Source organism: Shewanella dokdonensis (genome assembly GCF_018394335.1).
In the GTDB taxonomy this organism is placed as follows: Bacteria; Pseudomonadota; Gammaproteobacteria; order Enterobacterales; family Shewanellaceae; genus Shewanella; species Shewanella dokdonensis.
In genome coordinates, this window is sequence record NZ_CP074572.1 from 3,621,227 (window position 1) to 3,646,183 (window position 24,957).

General features: G+C 49.1%; 13 protein-coding genes and 6 pseudogenes. 14 read left to right on the plus strand and 5 right to left on the minus strand.

From position 1 onward, the window contains the following. Nucleotides 1–65: 65 nt before the first annotated feature. The 14 genes and pseudogenes from KHX94_RS17410 to KHX94_RS17475 all read left to right on the plus strand — a co-directional run bounded on the left by KHX94_RS17410 (nucleotide 66) and on the right by KHX94_RS17475 (nucleotide 20,985). Nucleotides 66–350, plus strand: coding sequence for a YebG family protein (locus KHX94_RS17410; protein WP_213681570.1), 285 nt, complete (start codon nucleotides 66–68; stop codon nucleotides 348–350). Nucleotides 351–364: 14 nt separating this feature from the next. Further along, the gene (locus tag KHX94_RS17415) at nucleotides 365–823 is read left to right on the plus strand and encodes a GAF domain-containing protein (protein WP_213681571.1); all 459 of its coding nucleotides are present in this window, start codon (nucleotides 365–367) and stop codon (nucleotides 821–823) included. A gap of 228 nt (nucleotides 824–1,051) precedes the next feature. Beyond that, entirely contained in the window at nucleotides 1,052–1,732 is a 681-nt protein-coding gene (proQ, locus tag KHX94_RS17420) for an RNA chaperone ProQ (RefSeq protein ID WP_213681572.1), read from the plus strand. Between the two features lie 38 nt (nucleotides 1,733–1,770). After that, a complete protein-coding gene (gene prc, locus KHX94_RS17425) occupies nucleotides 1,771–3,840 on the plus strand; it encodes a carboxy terminal-processing peptidase (RefSeq protein WP_213681573.1) in 2,070 nt (689 codons plus the stop codon). 116 nt (nucleotides 3,841–3,956) lie between these two features. Beyond that, nucleotides 3,957–6,529 (plus strand): annotated as a pseudogene (gene pepN, locus KHX94_RS17430) (aminopeptidase N). Nucleotides 6,530–6,554: 25 nt separating this feature from the next. Further along, nucleotides 6,555–6,770: a DUF2835 domain-containing protein gene (locus tag KHX94_RS17435; RefSeq protein ID WP_213681574.1), complete on the plus strand. Its 216-nt coding sequence runs from the start codon at nucleotides 6,555–6,557 to the stop codon at nucleotides 6,768–6,770. 484 nt (nucleotides 6,771–7,254) lie between these two features. Next, nucleotides 7,255–9,293 (plus strand): annotated as a pseudogene (locus KHX94_RS17440) (DUF1302 domain-containing protein). Between the two features lie 23 nt (nucleotides 9,294–9,316). Further along, nucleotides 9,317–10,670 (plus strand): annotated as a pseudogene (locus KHX94_RS17445) (DUF1329 domain-containing protein). Nucleotides 10,671–10,723: 53 nt separating this feature from the next. Further along, entirely contained in the window at nucleotides 10,724–11,569 is an 846-nt protein-coding gene (locus tag KHX94_RS17450; protein ID WP_213681575.1) for a WD40/YVTN/BNR-like repeat-containing protein, read from the plus strand. 10 nt (nucleotides 11,570–11,579) lie between these two features. Next, on the plus strand, nucleotides 11,580–11,741 hold the full coding sequence (locus KHX94_RS17455; protein ID WP_213681576.1) for a hypothetical protein: 162 nt from the start codon (nucleotides 11,580–11,582) through the stop codon (nucleotides 11,739–11,741). Between the two features lie 12 nt (nucleotides 11,742–11,753). Next, a pseudogene (locus KHX94_RS17460) lies at nucleotides 11,754–14,070 on the plus strand (efflux RND transporter permease subunit). A 251-nt stretch (nucleotides 14,071–14,321) separates the two neighbouring features. After that, nucleotides 14,322–19,168: pseudogene (locus KHX94_RS17465) on the plus strand (NAD-glutamate dehydrogenase). Nucleotides 19,169–19,229: 61 nt separating this feature from the next. Further along, nucleotides 19,230–20,258, plus strand: coding sequence for a quinone-dependent dihydroorotate dehydrogenase (gene pyrD, locus KHX94_RS17470; RefSeq protein ID WP_213681577.1), 1,029 nt, complete (start codon nucleotides 19,230–19,232; stop codon nucleotides 20,256–20,258). A 193-nt stretch (nucleotides 20,259–20,451) separates the two neighbouring features. Then, nucleotides 20,452–20,985, plus strand: coding sequence for a cell division protein ZapC (locus tag KHX94_RS17475; RefSeq protein WP_213681578.1), 534 nt, complete (start codon nucleotides 20,452–20,454; stop codon nucleotides 20,983–20,985). 60 nt (nucleotides 20,986–21,045) lie between these two features. Here the strand turns inward: KHX94_RS17475 and hisIE are convergent, their stop codons facing one another. The 5 genes and pseudogenes from hisIE to hisB form a co-directional block, all read right to left on the minus strand. Further along, nucleotides 21,046–21,702, minus strand: a complete 657-nt coding sequence (gene hisIE, locus KHX94_RS17480) for a bifunctional phosphoribosyl-AMP cyclohydrolase/phosphoribosyl-ATP diphosphatase HisIE (RefSeq protein WP_213681579.1) — start codon at nucleotides 21,700–21,702, stop codon at nucleotides 21,046–21,048. 12 nt (nucleotides 21,703–21,714) lie between these two features. Further along, complete coding sequence (hisF, locus tag KHX94_RS17485; RefSeq protein ID WP_213681580.1) at nucleotides 21,715–22,506, minus strand: imidazole glycerol phosphate synthase subunit HisF; 792 nt, start codon at nucleotides 22,504–22,506, stop codon at nucleotides 21,715–21,717. Next, nucleotides 22,488–23,225 carry a 1-(5-phosphoribosyl)-5-[(5-phosphoribosylamino)methylideneamino]imidazole-4-carboxamide isomerase gene (gene hisA / locus KHX94_RS17490; RefSeq protein WP_213681581.1) on the minus strand — a complete coding sequence of 246 codons (738 nt, stop codon included), beginning with the start codon at nucleotides 23,223–23,225 and terminating at the stop codon, nucleotides 22,488–22,490. Before hisA ends, hisF begins: the two co-directional genes overlap by 19 nt. Further along, nucleotides 23,222–23,868: pseudogene (gene hisH, locus KHX94_RS17495) on the minus strand (imidazole glycerol phosphate synthase subunit HisH). The gene hisA and the pseudogene hisH overlap by 4 nt, the downstream one beginning before the upstream one ends. Further along, a complete protein-coding gene (gene hisB / locus KHX94_RS17500) occupies nucleotides 23,868–24,935 on the minus strand; it encodes a bifunctional histidinol-phosphatase/imidazoleglycerol-phosphate dehydratase HisB (protein WP_213681582.1) in 1,068 nt (355 codons plus the stop codon). The pseudogene hisH and the gene hisB overlap by 1 nt, the downstream one beginning before the upstream one ends. Between the last annotated feature and the right edge of the window lie 22 nt (nucleotides 24,936–24,957).

Below are 24,957 nucleotides of genomic sequence, written 5' to 3' on the forward strand. Positions count from 1 at the left end.
CTTGCATCCTCAACGGTAAATATGTCACTCTGAACACTGTATGTTTAAACAGTGTGAGGAAGATCATGGCGGTTATTACCCAGTTTGTTGTGGTCAGAGAAGGGGTGGAAAAGATGACGTTTACCTCCAAGAAGGAAGCCGATGCATATGACAGGATGCTGGACATTGCCGACAACCTGATACCCTTTATTCAGGCAAGTGAAGCAAGCATTGATGACGCAGCAGCGGAAAAACTTGCTTTTTATATGGCATCAAATAAAGATACGCTGGCCGCGCTGCTAAAGGGCGCGCCGGTGTCCGCGGCTCCCACCGCGAAAACGCCGAAAAAGAAAGCATCTGCCGATGCATAATCTAGGAATTAACAATGAAACCGCAGTTGTACGACACCCTTAACCGACAAACGGCCGCGTTGCTTGACGGCGAAACCGACCTTATTGCTGGCATGGCGAATTTTTCGGCGTTGCTCAATGCATCGTTAGAACATCTGAACTGGGTGGGTTTTTATCTTTTGAAAGATGAACAACTGGTGCTTGGACCATTTCAGGGAAAAGTTGCCTGTACTCGCATTCCGGTTGGCAAAGGGGTATGCGGTACTGCGGTTGCACAAAACTGTACGCAGCGGGTTGCCGATGTGCATCAATTTGCGGGACATATTGCTTGCGACTCCGCCAGCAGTTCGGAAATTGTGGTGCCGGTGCGGCAAAATGGCGTGGTTGTGGCGGTGCTCGATATTGACAGTCCGCAGCTGGCGCGTTTCGATGCAGAGGATCAAGCGGGGCTGGAAACACTGGTCTCTACCTTTGAAAGCTGCTTGTTTGCTTAAAAGCCGTTCGATTTTGTGCATTTGATAGTCGCATTCGGTGTGGCTCGGCTTATAATAGGCCGCTTGAGCGCATGGCCGCTGCCTTGGCAATCGAGTCTCACAATTGTTAAGGTTAGAATCCTTTGGTAAATTCTGAAGGCATGCTAATTTGTAGGTTATCCTTCGGGATAAAAAGAACTAACGACCGGGCCAGAGCTGCCTGCGTCCCCTGTAATTCGTGGAAGTAATATGGAATCAACAGAAAAGTTGACCGACACCAATGCCATTCTGGCGTATTTATATGAAACCTTTCCTTTATGTTTTATCGCTGAAGGTGAAGCCAAACCCTTAAAAATAGGATTATTCCAGGATTTGGCAGAACGGTTGGCCAACGATTCCAGAGTCAGTAAAACCCAACTGCGGGTCGCTCTGCGGCGTTATACCAATAGCTGGCGTTATCTGAAATCACTCAAGGAAGGTGCACAGCGGGTGGATCTAGACGGTAATCCTTGTGGTGCGTTGGAGCAGGAGCATATCGAACATGCTCGCAGCACGCTGAAGGACAGTCAGGAAAAGGCTAAAGCACGGCGTAATGAAGCAGCTAAAGCTGACAAAGCTGAAGGGCAGAATGCGACCAATGCCAAACCCGCTAAGCCTGCTAAAGCTAAAATGCATCAGAAACCGCGTACCAATGCCGATAGCAAAAAGGTAGCGATTCCTAAAGCATCCCCTCGTACCCAGGCGCCACAGCCTACGGTTAAACTTACACCAGCCACATTGTCTAAGTTGAACCCTGGACAACGTGTTAATGTCAAACTCGGGGTTAATCCGGTTGCTGGCATTATCCAGAATATCAATAAAGACGATATTCATGTGCAGCTGGATTCCGGTTTAACTGTTAAGGTACATGCAGAACATATTCTGCTGTAGTACCGAAATCCAAGTAAAGATAAAGGAGTAACTTGCTGATGCGAAAGATTATTATAGCAGCGTCTCTGGCCAGTATGCTGTTGGGAACCCCGGCGCTTGCTATATCACCGACAATTCCGGTCAGTGAGTTGCCTGATCTCCATCAGGAACCGCAACATCAGGTTACCAGTAAACGTGTAGCCGGGTTATTTACCCGTTCTCACTATCACCATATTGCTTTGGATGATGCCTTCTCTAAGAAAATCTTTGAACGATTTTTGGAGCAGTTAGATTATCGGCGCAATGTGCTGTTACAAAGCGATGTTGATGCTTTGCAACCATATGCCACCCAGTTCGACGACATGATTAAAACCGGTGAGCTGGAACCTGCGTATAAGATGTTTCATCTGGTGCAGCAGCGTAGCTACGAGCGCTTTGCTTATGCGTTGAGTCTGTTGGACAAAGACAAGCCAATGAATTTTGACGTGCCTGGTGATAAATATGTGTTTGATCGTAAGGATGCCGCTTGGCCGAAAACAGCTGCCGAGTTAAATGAGTTATGGCGTCAGCGTGTCAAATACGATGCGCTTAGTTTGAAACTGACCGGCAAAACTTGGCCTGAAACGGTAGATATTCTGCAAAAGCGCTATAACAACGCGATTAAGCGGATGAAACAAACCAACAGCGAAGATGTGTTCCAAGGCGTCATGAACGCTTTTGCCCGCAGCATAGAACCGCACACCAGCTATTTGTCACCACGGAATGCCGAACGTTTTGAGATGGAGATGAATCTCAGCCTCGAAGGTATCGGTGCCGTGTTACAGATGGAAGATGATTACACCATCATCAAAAGCTTAGTCGCCGGCGGCCCGGCAGCTCTTAGCGGCAAACTAGCGGTTGATGACAAGATCGTGGGTGTTGGTCAGGATAATGGCGAAATGGTCGATGTTATCGGTTGGCGCCTCGATGATGTGGTGGAATTGATCAAAGGGCCTAAAGGCAGCAAGGTGACCTTGCAGGTATTGCCAAAGAAAGGTGGCTCTAACGCTAAGCCGTTCACTGTAACCATGACGCGCGATAAGATCCGCTTGGAAGATCGTGCCGCTACATCGAAAGTGATTGAACCTGAACAAGGCCCGTATGCTCATCGTAAGGTGGGGGTAATAACTGTGCCTGGGTTCTACATGAATCTGTCAAACGATGTGGCTAATGAGTTGCAGAAACTGCAGGCCGATAAGGTCGAAGGTATTGTCATTGATTTACGTGGCAATGGTGGGGGTGCTTTGACCGAAGCGACCCTGATGACAGGTTTGTTTATTGATCAGGGACCTGTGGTACAGATCCGTGATGCGAGTGGTCGTATTAGTGAAAACAGCGATAACGATGGTAAGACTTACTATGCTGGCCCACTAACACTGTTGGTGGATCGTTATTCTGCCTCTGCCTCTGAAATTTTTGCCGCCGCATTGCAAGATTATGGGCGGGCGCTGATTGTGGGTGAATCAACTTTTGGTAAGGGCACAGTACAGCAACATAGAGGCCTAGGTCGCATCTATGATATGTACGACAAGCCGATAGGCCATGTGCAGTACACGATTGCCAAATTTTATCGCATCAATGGCGGCAGTACTCAGCGTAAAGGGGTAACACCTGATATTCCATTCCCGAGCGCTTTGGAACCGGGTGAATATGGTGAATCAGAGGAAGATAATGCGTTGCCATGGGATCAGGTGCCAGCAGCCAATTATCAGCCGCTCAATGAAATTACCAAGCCGTTGGTGGCCAATCTGGAACAGCGCCATGAGCAGCGGCTGAAAAATAGCGTTGAATTCGGTTATATCATGGATGACATTAAGACGTTCAAAAAACATCACAAGGAAAAGAGTGTCTCTCTGGTAGAGAGTGAACGTTTGAAAGATCGTGAAGATGAAGATGCCAAGGCCTTGGCGCGCTTGAATGATCGGCGGCAGGTTCATGGCCTAGCAGCGCTGAAATCGCTCGAAGATGAAGATAATGTCAGTGAGGCAGAGAAGAAGATTGCCGAGCCAGACACCTTCCTCGACGAGGCCGTAGATATCACACTGGATATGGTGGATTACGATAAAACCGCCCAAAATCGGCTTCATTGATTGCGGTGACAAAAAACGCGCTGATGGCGCGTTTTTTGTTAATTCGGCACTAAGCTGAAGCGTCAGGTCATTAGCATTAATTGTGTTTATTCATTTTGTAGTCAAGGTCCGTTCTTATGTCCCAGAATGTTAGTCAGCCCGCCAGCAAACGTCTGGCCGATTACCGTCCTCCCTTGTTCCTGATCCCTGAATTATCTTTATCATTCAGGTTATTACCCGATGCAACTCTGGTAACGGCTGCCAGTCGTGTGCAACGTAATGGTCAGCATCTTGAGCCACTGGTACTGGATGGCGAAGCGTTGGAATTGCTGAGTGCCAAAGTCAATGGCGAAACCGTCGAGGTGACGCAATTGCCAGGTAAGCTGCAATTGGATACCACGCTGGATGAGTTTGAACTGACACTGGTGACACGCATCAACCCTCAGGGCAACTCCAGCCTAGAAGGGCTATACATGTCTGACGGTGCTTATTGTACCCAGTGTGAAGCCGAAGGCTTCCGGCGTATTACTTACTTCCTTGACCGCCCTGATGTGCTTGCCAAATACAGTGTCCGCATTGAAGCGCCGCAGTCGTTCAAATACCTGCTGAGCAATGGTAATAAGGTGGATAGTGGTGAACTGCCTGACGGTTGGCATTATGCCTGCTGGCAGGATCCTTTCCCTAAACCTTGCTACCTGTTTGCGCTGGTTGCCGGAGATATGGATCTGCTGCAAGACAGTTTCCGCACCGTGAGTGGCCGCGATGTGAAATTGCAAGTCTTTGTAGACAAAGGCAATCTGCATAAAGCTCATCACGCCATGGCGTCATTGAAAAAGGCGATGGCTTGGGATGAGAGCCGTTTTGGACTGGAATACGACCTTGATATCTACATGATTGTTGCCGTGGATTTCTTCAACATGGGAGCGATGGAAAACAAGGGCCTGAATATTTTCAATACCAAATATGTCTTAGCTGATCGCGAAAGCGCTACTGACGATGATTTCCACGGGATCGAGTCAGTGATTGGTCATGAATACTTCCATAACTGGACCGGGGATCGCGTGACCTGCCGCGATTGGTTCCAACTGAGCCTGAAAGAGGGCTTAACTGTGTTTCGTGATCAGGAATTCAGCTCGGACGTAGGTTCTCGCCCGGTGAATCGAATTCATGCGATCAAGGTTATCAAAAACCAACAGTTTGCCGAAGATGCCGGCCCCATGTCACATCCGATCCGGCCGGAAGAAGTGATTGAAATGAATAACTTCTATACCGTGACGGTTTACAACAAAGGTGCCGAAGTCATCCGCATGATGCACACCTTGCTTGGTGAAGCCGGATTCCAGGCCGGTATGAAACTCTATTTTGCCCGGCATGATGGACAGGCGGTAACCTGCGATGATTTTGTGCAGGCGATGCAGGATGCCAGCGGCAAGGATCTGACACAGTTCCGCCGTTGGTACAGCCAGGCGGGGACGCCACAAGTTGACGTGGCCGATAGCTATGACGCACAGACGGGGAGTTATCGATTAACGCTGCGACAGCATACGCCACAGCGGGCAGGGGAAGCGGCAAAATTGCCGCTACATATTCCGTTTAGTGTTGAATTACTGGATGCGCAGGGGCGCTCACTGGCTAATCAAGTGCTGGACTTTACTGAGAGTGAACAGACTTTTGAGTTTTCAGGGCTTCCCGCAGTCGTGATCCCATCGTTGTTGCAGGATTTCTCGGCACCCGTGCGCTTGTCATATGACTTCAGCATTGAGCAACTGCTGGTGCTTATGGCTAATGCCAGCAGCGAAGTGGCACGCTGGGAAGCGTCAGTCACACTGTTTAGTCGCGCGGTGTGGGACAACGTCAGCCGCTTACAGCAACAGCAGCGGATGTTGCTTGATAATCGAGTAATTGATGCGTTCCGTGGCATTATTTTGAGTGCCGAGCTGGATCATGCGTTGGCTGCGGAAATCTTGAAGATGCCTTCTGTGACAACGCTGATGGAACAAGTCACGCAAGTGGATTTGGATGCGTTGCTGTGTGCTCGTGACTATGTCATAGATGCTATTGCCACCGCTTGTGAAGAGGAAGCGCTGGCGCGTTATCGGGTATTGCAGGGGTTGATGACGCCGGTAGCCGCGCTTTTGCTAACGCCTTATTAGTGTTGTTAGCCCGCGGTGCCGATGGTCATGAAGCGCTGCTGGAGCAGCAATTTGCCCAGGCTAATAACATGACAGCAGCATTGGGAGCGCTCAGTGCCGCAGTTGACGGCAATAGTGATTGCCGCGATGCCTTGCTGAACGCATTTGAACAGCGTTGGCAGCAGACACCATTAGTTATGGACAAATGGTTCTCATTGCAAGCGATTATCAATGAGCCTGAAATCTTGCCACGGTTGCAGAAGTTACAGCAACATCCAGCATTCAGCATGGGGAATCCTAACCGAGTTCGTTCTTTATTAGGAACCTTTGCTGCGGCCAATATTGCCCAATTCCATCGGGCAGACGGGGCGGGTTACCGTTTTATGACGGAGATTATCCAACAGCTAAATAGCAGCAATCCACAGGTTGCCGCCCGGATAATCACGCCCTTAATCCAATTCGGTAAACTGGATGCTGGCAGACAGCAGTTGATTAAGCAGTGCTTGCAACAACTGTTGGCATTGCCGACCTTGTCTCGTGACCTCTATGAGAAAGTCAGTAAGGCTCTGCAGGCTTGAAACGCCGGTAAGAAGGGATAAAACCATGGAGTTCTATTTCCGGTTAAATCTGAGTTTTGAGGAGTTTAAGCCATATTATCAGGGGGCAGCCGAGGCGGTTCAAGTGCGCGATATTCATGGCAAGATCTTGCAGATAAATGCCCGACATTTCAGACAGTTTCTCAATGCTGATGGCATCCACGGGCAGTTTAAGCTGGTGATTGATGGACAAGGAAATTTCCAATCTATCACCCGCATATAATGACGACTGCCTATTGAATATAAACCCTGGGGTCATTTACTCCGGGGTTTTTTGTGGCGTTTTCGCGGTTCAATCTTCTCTTAGCCTAGTTTGCCTGTTCATAGAAAACCCGCATATTTTTCAGTAATAATTAAGCGTTATCTTACGTAAAGGTAAAATTTAGTTTTATGTAAAAAAAGCTAGAGTAAAAGCTTAAAACGTTTGAATGAGTACCTGTATTATTATTATGGGTTTGTATATTTTTTAATCCTTTGAATATCATTCAGTTATATGTAAATTTCAGTTGTCAGACCAATTTACATTTAGACAATTCAAAAATCTCCTCAATTTTTTGCCTATAAAAATCACATAAGTGCCCAAAAAGTCTAATATTTTGTGACTTGCTAGGTATCGTTAATTGTTGTAACTCTTATGTTACCTGCCGGCTAACTAGATGTTGGTTCTCAATCTTAAACAACGCAACCGGTAGGATGGAGAAACTAACATGACGATGAATACAACGTTCAAAAAGTCGGTGGTCACATTGGGGGTGATATCGGCACTGAACCTGGGGTTACTCTCTTCAGCTACCGCTGTGTCTTTTAATTGGGGAGAGGTTGAAGGTTCATTTGATTCTACCTGGACATTGGGGGCCAGTTGGCGGGTTGCGGGTCGCGACTGGCATGGTCAGATAGGGAAAGTTAACCAACCGCAGTTTGATTGGAGTGGTTACTCCGCATTCGGCGATACCCGTTACACCGCCGCAGAAATCTGGGCACAACCTGGGTCATATTCCAGCAACAACGACATGAGTAACCTGTTGTACGCCAAAGGCGATACTACCTCTGAGATCTTCAAAGGGTTACACGAGTTACAACTGAAGTATCAAAATTATGGTTTTTTTGCCCGTGGCATGTACTTTTATGACCGTAAACTTAATAGCGGTGATTTTGGTTACACCAATCCGTTGACCGGCAAAGAGTATGATCCGTGTACCGATGATCGTGCCAGTGAAGTGCAGTGTAAAGATATCCGGCTGCTGGATGCCTTTGTCTATGCCAATTTTGAACTGAACGACGGTAAAAATCCGCTGGCAATCCGTATTGGTCAACAGGTGGTTTCTTGGGGTGAAAGCTCGCTGATCTCACACGGTATTGCTGAGATAAACCCGGTTGATTTGAATATTCTCTATGTGCCCGGTGCAGAGTTGAAAGAGGCTTTCAGACCACAGGGAATGATCTGGGCATCTTTGAGTGTTACTGAAAATCTGTCACTGGAAGCCTTCTATCAATACGATTGGGAACCTATCTGGGTGCCAGCTCCTGGTTCGATTTTTGCGACCAATGATTTTGTTGGCTATGGCGGTTATTCACAGAATGCACAGTTAGGATTTAATGCCAATCCCGACATCAATCTTGATTTTGTCGAGCAAGAATATAGCTATCTGGCCAACCTTATCGCCAGTGGTGCACCTGTCCCAGCAGCAACCCTGGCACAGATGGCGCTGGCTTACCCAACTAAAGTCACCTTGGTGCGGGATGAAGCCGAACCCAGTGACAGTGGTCAGTACGGTATTAAAGCCAATTACTACGCACCAGAACTTGGCGAGACCGAATTCGGATTTTACTTCATGAATTACCACAGCCGCAGGCCGCTGATTAGCGGTACGGCAGCCAATTTCACCACTCCGGCTTTGATGAGTGATTTGGCGGTATTGGGGCAGAATGCCGGTCAAATCAACCGCCAGTTACTGCTGAGCCTACAGAGTTTCTCTAAAGCGCAGGTAGTTTATCCTGAAGATATCAAACTCTACGGCTTCAGCTTTAATACCTTGGTTGGCGATACCTCAGTGGCAGGTGAAATCGCTTATCGCAAAGATGAACCGTTGCAGATTGATGATGTGGAGCTGTTGTTTGCTGGGATGCCGCAACAGTTGGCAAATGCGGGCATTCGTCCTGATCTCGACGGTATTTCGCAGATGGATACTGTGGCACCGGGAGAAACTGTCGATGGCTTTATTCGCCGCGACACCACCCAGGCGCAGGTAACCTTGACGCATCTGTTTGGCCCAACCTTGGGCTTTGACAATCTCACTATGCTGGCAGAAGTCGGCGGGGTTTGGATTGGCAATATGCCCAGCTTTGATGAATTGCGTCTCAATGGGCCCGGCACCAGCCGTAGTGGCGGTAATCCAGATATGCCCGGGATAATTCAGGCGTTGCAGGATGGCCCTGAAACTAACCCGTTCCCTACAGCTTTTGCCTGGGGCTATCGGTTAGTGGCAAAGGCGGATCTCAACAACCTCTACGCTGGTATCAACGCTTCTCCCAGAATCGTTTTTTCTCATGATGTAAACGGGATAACACCCGATCCGCTGTTTCTGTTTACCGAGGGGCGTAAGTCGGTGGCTTTAGGCATCAGTTTTGATTACCAAAGTCGTTGGGGGCAGATCTGTCTTACAACAATTTCTTTGGTGGTGTGGGAACCACCAATGCCATGGCTGATCGCGATTATATTTCGTTCAGCATTAAGTACTCGCTGTAAAGAGGACAACAACGATGAAAGCTATGACACAACTGACAGCGATGGTCATCATGATGCTGGGGAGCAACGTGCCAGGCACAGGTGTCCGAAACAGAAGCTGCTAGGTTAGGGCAGGATTTAACACCGTTAGGCGCACAGATGGCGGGTAATCAAGACGGCTCGATTCCGGCTTGGAGCGGCGGCATTACCAAAGCGCCCGCGGGCTATCAAAAAGGTATGCATCACCCGGATCCATTCCCCGATGACAAACCATTATATACGGTGACTAGCGCTAATCTGGCACAGTACAAGTCGTTGCTGAGTCCAGGACAACAGAAGCTGTTTGAACTATATCCTGATAGTTTCAATATGCATGTTTACCAGACTCGCCGCACGGCATCTGTGCCGCAGTACATCTATGATGCGACTCGCGCCAACGCCACTTCGGCAATATTGGTTGCCGGAGGCAATGGTGTCGATGGTGCCGCCAAAGGTATCCCGTTTCCGATCCCCGCCAATGGTTTGGAGGCCATTTGGAACCACATCCTCAGGTTCCGTGGCGTTGATATTGCCACGCATCGTGGACAGGCCGCGCCTACCGCCTCTGGCGACTACACGCTGGTAGAGATGGAGGAGGAGATCCGCTTTGAATATTCTCGTCCAGAAGAAACTTTAGCGCAGTTGCGTAACGATAACTTGATCTTCAGTTTCAAGCAGGTGGTTACCCAGCCAGCTCGTTTGGCGGGTACCGCGTTGTTAGTCAAGGAAACCATGGATCAGGAGAAAGAACCCCGACAGGCCTGGACCTACAATACCGGGCAGCGGCGAGTCCGTAAGGCACCCAATGTGGCATTTGACACCCCAGGAACTGTGTCTGATGGGTTGCGTACCACCGATGATTTCGACATGTTCAACGGTTCACCCTCACGTTACAACTGGGAGTTGCTTGGTAAGCAAGAGCTACTGATCCCTTATAACGATTACCGGCTGCATTCTGACAAATTGCAGTACAGCGACATCCTCAAGAAAGGGCATATCAACCCAGAGGTAGTGCGCTATGAGAAACATCGGGTGTGGCTGGTGAAGGCGACGCTCAAAGAGGGTATGCGTCATATCTATAAAACCCGGGTGTTTTATCTGGACGAGGACTCTTGGCAAATCTCGGTCGCTGATCTGTATGACAACCGTGATGAGTTATATCGGGTAGTACAGGCTCATGCCATCAACTACTACGAAGTGCCAGTACAGTGGAGCACGCTGGAGGTTTATCACGATCTGCAATCCCGCCGTTATCTGGCATTAGGTCTGGATAATCAGTCACCTATGTATGATTTTGATGCCAAGCTTACCGAAGCTAACTTCACTCCTGCCTCGTTACGACGGGATGGCATACGTTAACCATAACCATTCACTATGGGGCAGCCGGCTGCCCCTTGATTTAAGGCGACAAGATGAAGTTCCGCAGCTTGTTTGGCAGTGTTATTTGCGGGTTGCCGCTAGTGGTCTGTGCTGTTCCTGACGAAACTGGACAAGTGGCACTCACCAGTCAGTTACAGCCTTTGGCGTCACAAGCGCTGGTGCTGGATATCAAACATGCGGGTGATACCTTGGTGGCGGTTGGTGAACGGGGCCACATACTGCGGTTGCTCGCAACGGGAAACTGGCAACAGGTATTAACACCCAGCCGTAACCTACTTACCCGGGTAACCTTTGTGGATGCCAATAATGGTTGGGCGGTTGGACATGATGCCACCATCCTGCATAGCCGTGACGCCGGGGTCACTTGGCAATTACAGTATCGTTCAGAAACGTTGGCTCGCCCATTAATGGATGTGTATTTTCGTGACGCCCAACAGGGCTTGGCAATTGGTGCTTATGGCTTGTTGTTACGCACCCAAGACGGTGGCAAGCATTGGCAGCGGGAATTTCATGATGAGTTGCTGAACGAAGATGACAAACAATATCTGCAACAGCTAAAAACAGATGATCCTCAGGTTTATCAACAGGAAGCAGATTCTATCTTGCCGCATTTTAATCGGCTATTGCCGCTACCTGATGGCCGTTTGCTGTTGGTGGGTGAAATGGGGTTGGTAGCCGTGAGTGATGATCTAGGTGCGCATTGGCAACGGCTACAATTCCCGTATGAAGGCTCGCTGTTTGCTGCCAAAGAGTACAACGGTCAGGTCTATGTGGGGGTTGCGCGGCAACCTGTTTGTCAGCGATTTGTCATTGCAGTCGTGGCAGTCAATTGCATTGCCGCAGGTAGCCACTATCAATGGCATAACTCAGGTTGCTGAGCAGTTGTGGGTGACGGGCAATAGCGGTGTGATTATCCGTCTGGATGCTGGGAACCGGGCGCAATTAGTGCGGCAATTGAAAGGGGAAAATCTGTTGACGCTGGCAGCCGATCCTACCGGCAGGATCTGGTTGGCCGGAACCAAAGGTCTGCAACCTATAACATTAGAATAACGGGTGTGGTATATGTTGGAAAAACTGGTTAATGGCCTTGAAAGTTTTCTGTTCCGACACCGTGTCTGGGTGTTGCTGTTTTTTGCACTTTGTACTGCCGTCTTGGGCTGGCAGGCCAGCCAACTTCGCATGGATGCCGCCTTCGTCAAAAATATTCCGCTGGCACATCCTTACATGCAGACTTATCTCAAACATCAGCAGCAGTTTGGCGGAGCTAACTCCATTATGGTGGCGGTGGAAGACCGCAGTGGTGATATTTTCAACCCGCAGTTCTTTGACGCGCTAAAAGAGGTGCATGACCAGCTGTTTTTTATTCCAGGTGTTGATCGCTCGCAAGTGAAGTCACTGTATTCACCGTCAACCCGCTTTACCGAAGTGGTTGAGGATGGCTTTGCTGGTGGGCCGGTGATCCCGGCGGATTTCAGTACCTCAGCAGCCGGCTTGCAAAAGGTTAAGGAAAATATCGAAAAGGCCGGGATTGTTGGCCGTTTAGTTGCTAACGATTATTCCGCAGCGATGATCAGTGCGCAGTTGCTGGATTTTGATCCGCAAACCGGAGCGCCGCTCGATACGCTGGCATTCGCCGACAAGCTAGAACAGCAGTTGCGTGACCAATATCAAACGCCGCAAATTCGCATTCATATTATTGGCTTTGCCAAAATGGCAGGAGATGTGGCGGAAGGTGCCCGTGGCGTGCTGTTATTTTTTGTGATTGCACTGTTAGTCACGGCCATCATGGTGTATCTGTTCAGCCGTTCTGTGCTGCTGACGTTATTGCCATTGACGTGTAGCCTCGTCGCTGTGGTGTGGCAACTGGGATTATTGAACCTCATCGGTTTCGGGCTCGATCCTATGTCGATTTTGGTGCCATTTTTGGTATTTGCCATTGGTGTCAGCCACGGCGTACAGATGATCAATGCCATTCGCCAACGGGTAAGCGGCGGCATGAGCAGCAAACAGGCGGCGGCCGCGGCGTTTCGGGCACTGTTGGTACCCGGCGGTGTGGCATTGCTGTCTGATACCGTTGGCTTTATGACCTTGCTGACCATAGATATCGGTATTATTCGCGAACTCGCTATCTCTGCATCACTCGGGGTCGGCGTGATTATTCTGACCAATCTGGTATTGCTGCCGCTGGTGATCTCTTTTGTGAATTTGCCAACACCACCGGTGACAGATGCCGCCACGCCTGGCAAAAATTTGGCAACGTCTGGCGGGGTTTGCATCGCCACGCTACGCTTGGCTGATTATCCTGCTGACGGCAGGGCTTTATGGTTTTGGCTTGATGCAATCGAGTCGTATGCAGATAGGGGATTTACAGCGCGGAGCCCCAGCATTACACGAATCTTCCCGTTACAATCAGGATACTTTTTTATCACAGACCATTTTGCCATCACCACTGATGTGATGAGTGTCATTGTCGAAGCTTTCCCTGAGGCTTGTACTTACCACGATGTTTTACAACAGCTTGACGATTTTGAATGGTACGCTCGCAATACTCCGGGAGTGGAGTTTACCGCCAGCATCAGCTCGGTGGCCCGTCAGGTTAATGCCGGTTTTAACGAAGGCAATCCCCGCTGGTTAATGCTGCCGCGTAATCCTGCCAGTTTGGCACAGTTGGTGTCACAAATCCCCACCACCAGTGGTTTGCTGGATGGTAATTGCTCGGTGATGCCTGTGTATCTTTTTACAGGATCACAAGGCGCAAACCATCAATGGGGTGGTGGCAAAAGTGCAGCAACTGGCAGCAGAACTGGATACTGACAAGGTCAAATTTAAATTGGCATCTGGGCCGGTAGGCGTGATGGCCGCGACCAATGAAGCGGTCGCCGCGGCGCAGTTACCCATGATGTTGTACGTCTATGGCGCAGTATTTGTGTTGTGTTTGCTAAGTTTTCGCTCATTAAGGGCCACATTAGCGGTGATTATTCCGTTATATGTGGTTTCCACCTTGGCACAAGCCCTGATGACCTACCTCGATATTGGGCTGACGGTAAGTACATTACCCGTTATCGCGTTAGGGGTCGGCATCGGCGTGGATTATGGTATTTATATTTTGTCGATCATGGCGCAGAAACTGCGGGAAGGGATGCCGGTGCAACAGGCTTATCTAGACGCGTTGTGCGAACGCGGTAACGCGGTGATCTTCACGGGCTTGACCTTGGCGGTGGGCGTCAGCACTTGGTTTTTTTCAGCGCTTAAATTCCAGATGGACATGGGCATATTGCTGACATTTATGTTCCTGGTCAATATGCTCGGCGCCATCATTATTCTGCCCGCATTAGCCGCGGTTTTCTGGCCTAAACGGAAGCTGAGCAGTGCCCCATGATAACCGTCTGTCATCCGCATGTTGCATAGTTTTTCAGCTTTTGCAGATATTTGGTCAAAAGCCTGTTGGTAGCGCCGCCAATGTTTGGCTAAATGCTTTATATCACACTAAAATTTTCCTCGAAATGCGCAGTGTTTAGTAATAAACTGCGCGCCAAGACCTAGGTCACATTTTGCGAGTGATCCGGGTCATTCGTCGAAGCATCCTAAATACAAAAAAGCGCTGCCATAGACGCTTAAGGAAACATTACCATGGCTTTGAAAGACTCAATGCCTTCAGTATTACTGGAGAATGTAGTTCACCTCATTCATTCCAAGGTTCCAAAAGCCCAGGCTCGTCAGGTAGAGCAGTTTGCTACCTGTCTTTATGCCCATATGTCGAAGGACGATTTACTTGCCCGTAACGACAGTGATCTTTACGGAGCTGTTTTGAGCCTTTGGAATTCCCTCTCTAACACTTCAGTAGGCCAAACACACTTAAAAGTTTTCAACCCGACTCAAGCCAAACACGGCTGGCAATCTTCTCACACCATTATTGAAATCGTGCAGCCAGACATGCCGTTTCTGGTGGATTCCTTAGGCATAGCGCTGAAACAGCTGGGCATCACTTCACACATGATGCTACACACCCCGCTGGCAATTGAGCGGGACAAAGGCCAGATTTCCGCGGTAACCCGTGTCAAAGGCAGCCGCGATGACAGCGATAAAGTTGCGGTGTTCTTGATTGAAATTGATCGGCAGAGCAGTGAAAAAGATATCCGCTTGCTGGAAAAAGAGATAGAAGCGGTACTGAATGATGTTGCCGCCGCAGTTGATGACTGGCAGCCAATGTCTGAACGGCTGGCCAGTATTATTCAGGAACTGCCCAAACGGCCATTCCCGGGTGACGCTAAAGAACTCGAAGAAGCGGTAAGTTATCTCAGCTATCTTAACGACCACCATTTCACCTTGCTGGGTTACCGTTATTACGATTTGCGCCGGGTCGCCGGCGATGTTGAGCTGGTGCCCGATGTGGCCAGCAGCTTAGGGCTGATGAAAAAACCGGGCAAAGAACAGCCTGAACATGGTTTGATGCTGTCCTCATTTTCAGAAACCGCCCGTCGTGAAGCCCTGAGCGGTTCACTGTTGGTGCTGACCAAAGGTTCCGCCAAGAGTCGGGTACATCGCCCGGCGTATGTGGACTATATCGGCATCAAACGTTTTGATAAGCAAGGCAATGTGGTGGGTGAAGAGCGGTTTGTGGGCCTGTATGCCTCTAACGTCTATAACCGCAGTCCGCGTTCCATCCCGCTGTTAGCCGAAAAAGTGCAGCGCATCATGGATCTTTCGGGCTTTGGCCCTCGCTCCCACGACTATAAAACCCTGTTGAATATCCTAGAAAACCTGCCGCGGGATGAGATCATCCAAGCATCAGTTGAACAGCTGGCGCAGGTGGCCCATGGCGTGTTGGATATGCAGGATCGCGACAAACTGAAACTGTTTGTGCGTAAAGATGCCTATGGCCGTTTCTTGTCTTGTCTGGTGTATGTCGCCAAAGACAGATACAACACCAAACTCCGACAAGATACTCAACGTATTCTGGCGGAAACCTTTAACAGTAATGAGGAAGTGGAATTCACCACTTATTTCTCCGAGTCATCCTTGTGCCGGACCCATTACATTGTCAAAGTCGATAATAACAACGATGTGGATGTAGACGTGGCTGCCATTGAAAACAATCTGATCGAAGCCGCCCGCTCTTGGGACGACAAACTGTCAACTGCGTTGAATAACGCGATTGGTGAAGAACAGGGTAACCGCTACTTTAAGCGTTATGACTCAGCGTTTCCGCAGAGTTACAAAGGCGATGTGCTGCCAACTTCTGCCGTTGTCGATATTCGGCAGTTAGAAGCGCTGGATGATGACCATAAACTCGGCATGTTGTTCTATCAGCCGCAAGAAGCGGAACTGAAAAGCAACACAGTGCGCTTGAAGTTGTTCCATAAAGATGAACCCATCCCTTTGTCTGATGTTTTGCCAATGCTGGAAAACTTTGGCTTGCGGGTGATCAACGAACGTCCTTACGAAGTCACCACTACCGACAATAAGACATTCTGGATCCTCGACTTCCTGATGACAGTGCAGCGCTCCGCCTCGGAAGAGCTGACGGACAGCCAAGATCGTTTCCAGAACGCATTGTCACTGGTATGGCAGAAAAACTGGAAGATGACGGTTTTAACCGTTTGGTGTTAGCCACAGGTTTGTCGGGTCGTGAAGTCTCAGTATTGCGTGCTTATGCTAAGTACATGCGGCAGATTGATGCCACTTTCAGTCAGGCATACATTGAAGAAACCTTCAGCCGCTATCCACAGATTGCTGATTCGCTGGTGAAAATGTTCATCCGCAAGTTCAATCCGAAACTGAAAACCCGCACTACCGGCAAGTTTGAAGAACAGATCAATCTGCGCCTAGAAGATGTTGCCAGTCTGGATGATGACCGTATTATCCGCCGCTATTTGGCACTGATAAATGCGACTGTGCGTACTAACTTCTATCAGTTGGATGCTGCGGGCGAAGCTAAGGATTATATCTCCTTCAAGTTTGCGCCAGATCAGATCCCAGAAATGCCAAAGCCCTTGCCTAAGTACGAAATTTTCGTATACAGCCCAAGGGTGGAAGGAGTGCATCTGCGTGGTGGTCGTGTGGCTCGTGGTGGTTTACGTTGGTCGGATCGCCGTGAAGACTTCCGTACCGAAGTGCTGGGGTTGGTAAAAGCCCAGCAGGTGAAGAATACTGTTATTGTTCCCGTTGGTGCCAAAGGTGGTTTTGTCTGCAAGCAGATGCCAGCCGATGGTGGGCGTGAAGCGGTATTCCAGGAAGGACAAGCCTGTTACCGGATCTTTATCCACGGCTTGCTGGATATTACCGACAATATCGTCAACAAAGAAATTGTGCCGCCCGTCGATGTCGTGCGCCATGATGACGATGACCCTTATCTGGTCGTCGCGGCTGACAAGGGCACCGCAACTTTCTCTGATATCGCGAATGCCATCTCGCTTGAATATAACTTCTGGCTTGGTGATGCCTTTGCTTCTGGTGGTTCTAACGGCTATGACCATAAGAAAATGGGCATTACCGCTAAAGGCGCTTGGGAATCAGTCAAACGCCATTTCCGCGAAGTTGGGATTGATTGCCAGACTACCGATTTCACCTGCGTAGGGATCGGTGATATGGCCGGTGACGTGTTTGGTAACGGGATGTTGTTGTCAGAACATATCCGCTTACAAGCCGCGTTCAACCATATGCATATCTTTATTGATCCTAATCCGGATACGGCCAAGAGTTTTGTGGAACGTCAGCGCTTGTTTGATCTGCCGCGCTCAACCTGGGATGACTACAATCGTAAGTTAATCTCTAAAGGCGGTGGTATTTTCCTGCGCAGTGCCAAGGCGATTACCTTGACACCAGAAATGAAAACCATGCTGGCAACCGATAAGAGCGCTATGACGCCTAGCGAGCTGATCAAAGAGCTGTTGCAAATGCCGGTGGATCTGTTGTGGAACGGTGGTATTGGTACTTATGTGAAATCCAGCCGTGAAACTAACGCCGATGTGGGCGATCGTGCCAACGATGCCTTGCGCGTCAATGGCGGTGAAATACGCGCCAAGATCATCGGTGAAGGTGGCAACTTAGGCTGTACTCAGTTGGGGCGTATCGAATATGCGGCTAACGGCGGCCGTATGAACACCGACTTTGTGGACAACGTTGGTGGGGTAGATTGCTCAGACAACGAAGTTAACATCAAGATCCTGCTTAACAGCCTGGTGGCAGAAGGGGATCTGACGGTAAAACAGCGTAACAGCTTACTTGAGCAGATGACTGACGAAGTCGCTGATATCGTGATTCAGGACTGTGAACAGCAGACCCGTACCTTGTCGGTGACCCAGATCCATGCCGCAGAACAGCTCAAAGAGCACATCCGCTTTATCCATTATCTGGAAAAAGAGGGCAAGCTGGATCGGGCACTGGAGTTCCTGCCATCAGAAGAGGAACTGACCGAACGGTTGGCGAACAACCGTGGTTTGACTCGTCCAGAATTGTCGGTGCTGGTGGCTTACAGCAAAATGTTGCTGAAAGAACAACTGGTAACCACCGAAGTGACCGATGATCCATGGCTGAGCCAGCTGTTAGTGCAATATTTCCCACAGAAGCTGCAAAAACTGTATGCCGATAAGATGGGCACTCATCCATTACGTGGCGAAATCATCGCAACGTCGTTGGCCAATGAATTGGTTAACGAAATGGGACTGAATTTTGTTCAGCGTATGCAGGATGAGACAGGTGCCTCAGTTGCTGAATCTGCCATTTGTTACGCTATGGCTAGAGAAATATTCGGTATGGGCGAATTAATTCAGGCCATCGATGATCTGAATGGTGCGGTTCCAGCCGTAGTTCAGAGTGAAATGCTGCATCAGCTGCGCCGTAATATGCGCCGCTCAACTCGCTGGCTGTTGCGTAACCGTAACCGTAATCTGAATATTGAACAGACAGTGGCATTCTTCAAACCTGTGTTTGAAGATCTGCGTGACAATATCCAGCATTATCTGCAAGAGAGCGAGTGGCAGGGCATTGCTGACGACATCGCAGCGCTGGAACGTGAAGCCGTACCGGCCAACGTTGCTAGCCTGGTGGGCAAGATGAGCACGCTGTTCTGTGCCTTGGATATTGCGCAGATAGCTCAACAGCAGGACAAAGCGATAGCGCTGGTTGCCGAGACTTACTATAAACTCGGTGCCCGTGTTGAATTGCATTGGTTCCTGGAGCAGATCAATGCGCAGCCTGCGTCTAATCATTGGCAGGTACTGGCACGGGCCGCATTCCGGGAAGATCTGGATTGGCAACAGCGTTCATTGAGTTCCGTGGTGTTGCGCAGTTGTGCCGCTGAGTGTGATGCAGAAGCCGTCATTGCCCAGTGGATTGAAGCACACCAGCTGTTGCTGGAACGTTGGTTCCTGATGTTGGCAGACTTTAAGACTTCAGGTGTTCACGAATTTGCTAAGTTCTCGGTGGCGTTGCGTGAACTTAACCTGCTGATATTACATTGTGAAGGGCACGGTTAACATATAATAACAACAAGAGCCCTGGCATCTGCCGGGGCTTTTTTAGGTCTTAGGAGAACACATGTTTTATAAAATCGCGCAAAAGGTGATGTTTCAGATGGACCCAGAAGTGGCTCATCATTTTGCCATGACCGGGCTGAAAGCCACTGCTCATAATCCCTTGAACTGTTTTTATGCCCAGCATATTGCAGCGGTACCTGTTGAATTTATGGGGGTTACTTTTCCCAATCCGGTAGGGTTAGCCGCGGGTATGGACAAAGATGGTGAAGCGATTGACGCCTTTGCAGCGATGGGATTTGGCCATATTGAAGTCGGCACGGTAACGCCTCGGCCACAACCGGGTAATGATAAGCCCCGCTTGTTCCGGATCAAGCCAGCCAAAGCGATTATCAACCGCATGGGATTCAACAATAAGGGTGTTGATAATCTGGTCAAAAATCTGTTGGCACGGAAATCCAAAGCGGTGGTGGGTGTCAATATTGGTAAAAATAAAGATACCCCTGTTGAAAATGGTAAAGAGGATTATTTGATCTGTATGGATAAAGTTTATCCATATGCAGACTATATTGCGGTGAATATTTCATCTCCTAATACCCCAGGGTTGCGCACTATGCAATATGGTGAGCTGTTAGAAGATCTGCTGGCAAGTCTTAAAGAAAAACAAAAAGCATTAGCTGAGCAGTATCAAAAATATGTGCCAATTGCATTGAAGATTGCGCCAGATTTATCTCAGGATGAAATAGAAAAAATTGCTGATGCACTTATTAGAAATAAATTTGATGGTGTGATAGCAACAAATACCACATTAAGTCGTGATGGTGTTAGTGGTTTAGCCAATTCCAGTGAGACTGGCGGGCTTAGCGGTAAACCCTTAAATGAGTTATCAACTAAGGTCATTAAACAGTTAGCTCAGTGCCTGAACGGACAAGTCCCTATATTGGGTTGCGGTGGTATTTTGAGCGCTGACGATGCCATGACCAAGTTAGATGCCGGCGCACAGTTGGTGCAAATTTATTCTGGATTTATTTATCAGGGCCCTAAATTAATAGACGATATTATTGAGGCATATAGATCTAGAGTCAGCAAATAAGATCGTTAAGGTGAATTTATGATCAAAAGGATCGTTAAGCGATCCTTTTGTTATTTTTAGATCTGTCAGTTCATTTGCGATCTACAATATTAATTATTGAAAACTTGTGTAGAATATTTAAACTATATTTTGCTATTGAATAAAATATCATCTACTATCTGTTCATAATAATAAAGGTCAGTTGGATTACGCTATGTTATTAATGCCTGAAAGTTGCTGGCAATGGCAATATAACGAATCACATGGGGTCCTGAGTATTTCCCTGGGCTCAGAGCTGGAATTTCTGACCCCTTATAAACCTAAGACGTTAATTCCAGATGCTCTAGGTGAGTTAGAATTCAGTGTTGACCATGCCCGCTATTATATTGAACTGCTCGACAGTATCAGCAAACGTCTATCGCTGCCGGATGCGTTTTTGGTGCAATTAGCGTTGAATGCCACCGCGGCTTGTTTTCTGCAAAAACCACAAATGCCCAAATCTTGGTTCTTTGAGAATAGTGATGTGTGTGTCTACAGTGAGCCGGGTAAACTGTTTAACCTGAAGTGCCACGGTGAGCGCTTATTAGTGTTGGTGGTGGAAACCAATCTGCAGGCTTCTACCGTGATGATGCTGGATCAACAATGCCGATTAAGTGACGTGAAGTCGTTGCAGAAGTTTGAAACCATCAAGGTGATGCACGATCGCTTGTTTGCGTTACGCGCCCAGCAACAGATAGTGGCCGCCTAAAAAAGGGCTCCCAATAGAAAAGGCGATCTTATCAAGATCGCCTTTGTCGTTTTTATGCACTCATTTACCGGCTTTCTGGTGGCGTAACGCTAGATTGGCGTTAATGTCAGCCAGTGACAGATCTTGGTCTTCCAACAATACAAACAGGTGATAGAGCAGGTCTGAGGCCTCATTGACCAGTTCAAACTTGTCATGGGTTGCTGCCGCCAGTGCTGTTTCCAAACCTTCTTCACCGACTTTTTGCGAAATTCGCTTGGTGCCACGGGCAAACAGTGAGGCGGTATAGCTGGTGGCCGGATCGGCATTTCTCCGACCGTGAATTAATTCCTGTAGCTGATGCATAAAAGGATGCACTTCGCCGTCCCAGCAGCTTTCGGTGCCGTTATGGCAGGTAGGGCCAGTGGGTATCGCCTGCACCAGCAATGAATCGCGATCGCAATCCATGGCAATTGACACCAGTTGCAAATGGTTACCTGAGGTTTCGCCTTTGGTCCACAACCGTTGTTTACTGCGGCTGTAGAAGGTTACCAGACCTTTAGCAAAGCTGGTTTGCAGTGCTTCTGGGTTCATATAGCCCAGCATCAGCACTTTGGCGGAGTGAAAGTCCTGCACTATGGCAGGTACTAGTCCCTGTTGTTTATCCCAATCCAGCTCATTGAGCAATGTCTGCTGCTGTGCTGGCGTCATGGTACAAGAGGGGGTTTCTGATTGAGTCATGTTACTTCCTGTTTATGCTTGCAGCGGTTGGTCGTTGCGGATACAGATACCCGCATTACGCAAATACTGTTTTAACTCTGGGATCGGAATAATACCTTTATGGAACACACTGGCAGCTAATGCGGCATCAACGGCAGCCTCAAGAAATACCTCGCGAAAATGTTCCATGGCACCCGCACCACCGGAGGCGATTAACGGCACGTCGCAAACGCTACGCACCTTGGATAATTGATTGATGTCATAACCTTGGCGTACACCATCCTGATTCATCACATTGAGGACAATTTCGCCACAGCCTTGCTGCTGTGCTTCTTCCACCCAGTCCAGCGTGTACCACTGGGTATCGCGGGTGGCGGCTTCATCACCGGTAAACTGTTTCACTTTATAACTATCACTGGCGGCATCATAGAAGGAATCGATACCGACGACCACACACTGCCGACCAAATTCATCGTGCAAGCGGCGGATCAGACTGGGATCAGATAATGCCGGAGAGTTGATGGAGATTTTATCGGCACCAAACGCCAGAATTTCTCGGGCTTGCTCGATGGAGCGGATACCGCCGGCGACACAGAAGGGGATATCTATCTGCTGTGCTACCCGGCTGACCCAGGACTTATCCACTGTGCGGTCGTGAGCACTGGCAGTAATATCATAAAACACCAGCTCATCGGCACCTTCTGCGGCGTAACGCTGCGCGAGTGGCACAATATCACCGACAATCTCATGGTTACGGAATTGCACGCCCTTGACCACTTTTCCGGCTTTGACATCCAGACAGGGAACTATGCGTTTGGCCAACATTGGATTGCCTCCGTGACGGTAAATTGTTGAGTGAGTAACGCTTTGCCGATAATAATGCCACTGACACCACTGTCGCGTACGGCGGCGACATCGGTTAATGAGGCGATACCGCCCGATGCCTGCCAGCGAATTTTAGGATAACTGCTGGCTAACTCATGATAGAGCGCATTGTTCGCGCCTGTCATGGTGCCATCGCGGCTGATATCGGTCACCAGCGCATGTTTGAGACCAAATGGTGTAAATTCAGCCACTAGCGATTCCAGTGTTTTACCGCCACCACTTTGCCAACCGGAGACCGCTACGACTTTATTGCCGTTTGCGTCAATATTGACATCCAGTGCCAGACAGATGCGTTCAGCCCCAAACTCGGTAAACCACTGTTTGACTAATTCGGGCTGTTTCACTGCTAATGAACCAATCACTACTCGGTAAACCCCCGATTGCAGCAACTCCTTTACTTGCGCATGGCTACGGATGCCACCGCCAACCTGTAACGGTGTCTGTAGTCCGGCGGCGAGTTGGGCAATCAATGCGGTCTGGCGTTTTTGCGGATCTTTCGCACCGGTAAGATCCACTAGATGCAGCAATTTAGCACCTTGGCGTTCGTAGGATTGCAACTGTTCCAAAGGACTGTAAGCGAAAGTGGTCTGTTGCTCATAGTCGCCCTGATAGAGGCGCACCACCTGACCATCAATCAGATCAATGGCGGGAATAATCATGCGGCACCTCCGCTGAGCGTTGCTTTGGACATTTTCAGGAAATTTTGCAGAATGCGACTGCCAACGGCGGCACTTTTTCCGGATGGAACTGCACCCCCATAAAGTTGCCGTTGGCAATGGCGGCGCTAAACGGCTCACCATAGTCACTGAGGGCGATACTGTAATCGCTGACCGGGGCGCAAAATGAATGCACAAAATAGACGAAGTCGCCTTCGCTAACTCCCGCAAATAACGGATGTGGTTGCTGATTTTTCTGTACTGGTGACAACTGATTCCATCCCATATGGGGTGTTGGCAGTTGCTGGGTATCGAGTTCACGCACCGACGTTGGAATTAACCCCAGACACTGAGTGTCTTGATCTTTTTCGCCACGTTCAGTGGAGTATTCGGTCATCAGCTGCATGCCCAGACACACGCCAAGCACTGGCTGCGTCAGGCTTTGGATCACTTCTACTAAGTGTTTTTGGCGGATGGACTGCATCGCCGCTGGCGCACTACCGACACCCGGTAGGATCACTCGGGTGGCAGCTGTGATCACCGCAGGATCATCGCTGATACTGACATCGGCCCCTAGCCGTTCAAAGGCAAAACGCACCGAGCTGAGATTGGCACAGCCGGTATCAATAATGACAGTTTCGCTCATCACAAGACTCCTTTACTTGAAGGCAGGGCATCACCTTCTACCCGAATGGCTTGTCTTAGTGCGCGGCCCAGGGCTTTAAACAGGGCTTCCACCTTATGATGTTCATTGTCACCGTCGCAGCCAATGTGCAGCGTACAACGCAAACCATCGGCAAAGGAGCGGAAAAAGTGTGGCACCATCTCGGTGGCCAATTCGCCCACTTTGTCACGGTTAAAGTTGGCGTTGAACTTAATAAACGGCCGCCCCGAGAGATCCAGTAAACATTCGCCACGGGCTTCATCCATCGGTAAGCTGAAACCGAAACGGCCGATGCCTCGTTTGTCTCCCAAGGCCTGCCGTAGGGCATCGCCTAACGCCAATCCGGTATCTTCCACGCTATGGTGATCATCAATGTGCAGATCGCCTTTGACCTGCACACTTAAACGGAAATTGCCGTGGGTGGCAATCTGATCCAGCATGTGATCAAAAAAACCAATTCCAGTATTGATGCTGTTGTGCCCGGGATTATCTAAATCCACGGTAACACGGATGTCAGTTTCTCGTGTTGTGCGCACCACTTCGGCGCTGCGGTGGCGTGACAACAGGGCATCGGCAATCTGTTGCCAGCCTAATACATCACGCTGATATTGAAAGCTTTTAAGCCCCATCGCATCCGCCAGTGCCACATCGGTTGCCCGATCACCAATTACTGCCGAACGAGTAAAATCAATTTTACCGCCGATGAGGTAATCTTTTACCAATCCCAGTTTGGGTTTGCGACAACTGCAGTTATCACCGGGAAAGTGTGGACAGATAAGCACATCATCGAAGGTCACGCCTTGGCTGGTGAAAATCTGCATCATCAGATTATGAGGGGCATCAAAGTCTGCTTGCGGGAAAGCCTCTGTCCCCAGACCATCCTGATTGGATACCATCACCAGCTTAAAACCGGCGTTTTGCAATTTGAGCAACGCCGGGATCACCTGTGGCTCAAATACCAATTTGTCGAGTCTATCGAGTTGTTTATCAATGGCCGGTTCTTCCACCAGCGTACCGTCACGGTCAATAAAAAGTATCTTTTGGCTCATGGGTTTACCTTGTACCGGTTGG

Bases quoted from the DNA above. Each gene is read 5' to 3' on its own strand.
- KHX94_RS17410 (WP_213681570.1), top strand. From the start codon at position 66: ATGGCGGTTATTACCCAGTTTGTTGTGGTCAGAGAAGGGGTGGAAAAG.
- KHX94_RS17415 (WP_213681571.1), top strand. From the start codon at position 365: ATGAAACCGCAGTTGTACGACACCCTTAACCGACAAACGGCCGCGTTG.
- proQ (WP_213681572.1), top strand. From the start codon at position 1,052: ATGGAATCAACAGAAAAGTTGACCGACACCAATGCCATTCTGGCGTAT.
- prc (WP_213681573.1), top strand. From the start codon at position 1,771: ATGCGAAAGATTATTATAGCAGCGTCTCTGGCCAGTATGCTGTTGGGA.
- KHX94_RS17435 (WP_213681574.1), top strand. From the start codon at position 6,555: ATGGAGTTCTATTTCCGGTTAAATCTGAGTTTTGAGGAGTTTAAGCCA.
- KHX94_RS17450 (WP_213681575.1), top strand. From the start codon at position 10,724: ATGAAGTTCCGCAGCTTGTTTGGCAGTGTTATTTGCGGGTTGCCGCTA.
- pyrD (WP_213681577.1), top strand. From the start codon at position 19,230: ATGTTTTATAAAATCGCGCAAAAGGTGATGTTTCAGATGGACCCAGAA.
- KHX94_RS17475 (WP_213681578.1), top strand. From the start codon at position 20,452: ATGTTATTAATGCCTGAAAGTTGCTGGCAATGGCAATATAACGAATCA.
- hisIE (WP_213681579.1), bottom strand. From the start codon at position 21,702: ATGACTCAATCAGAAACCCCCTCTTGTACCATGACGCCAGCACAGCAG.
- hisF (WP_213681580.1), bottom strand. From the start codon at position 22,506: ATGTTGGCCAAACGCATAGTTCCCTGTCTGGATGTCAAAGCCGGAAAA.
- hisA (WP_213681581.1), bottom strand. From the start codon at position 23,225: ATGATTATTCCCGCCATTGATCTGATTGATGGTCAGGTGGTGCGCCTC.
- hisB (WP_213681582.1), bottom strand. From the start codon at position 24,935: ATGAGCCAAAAGATACTTTTTATTGACCGTGACGGTACGCTGGTGGAA.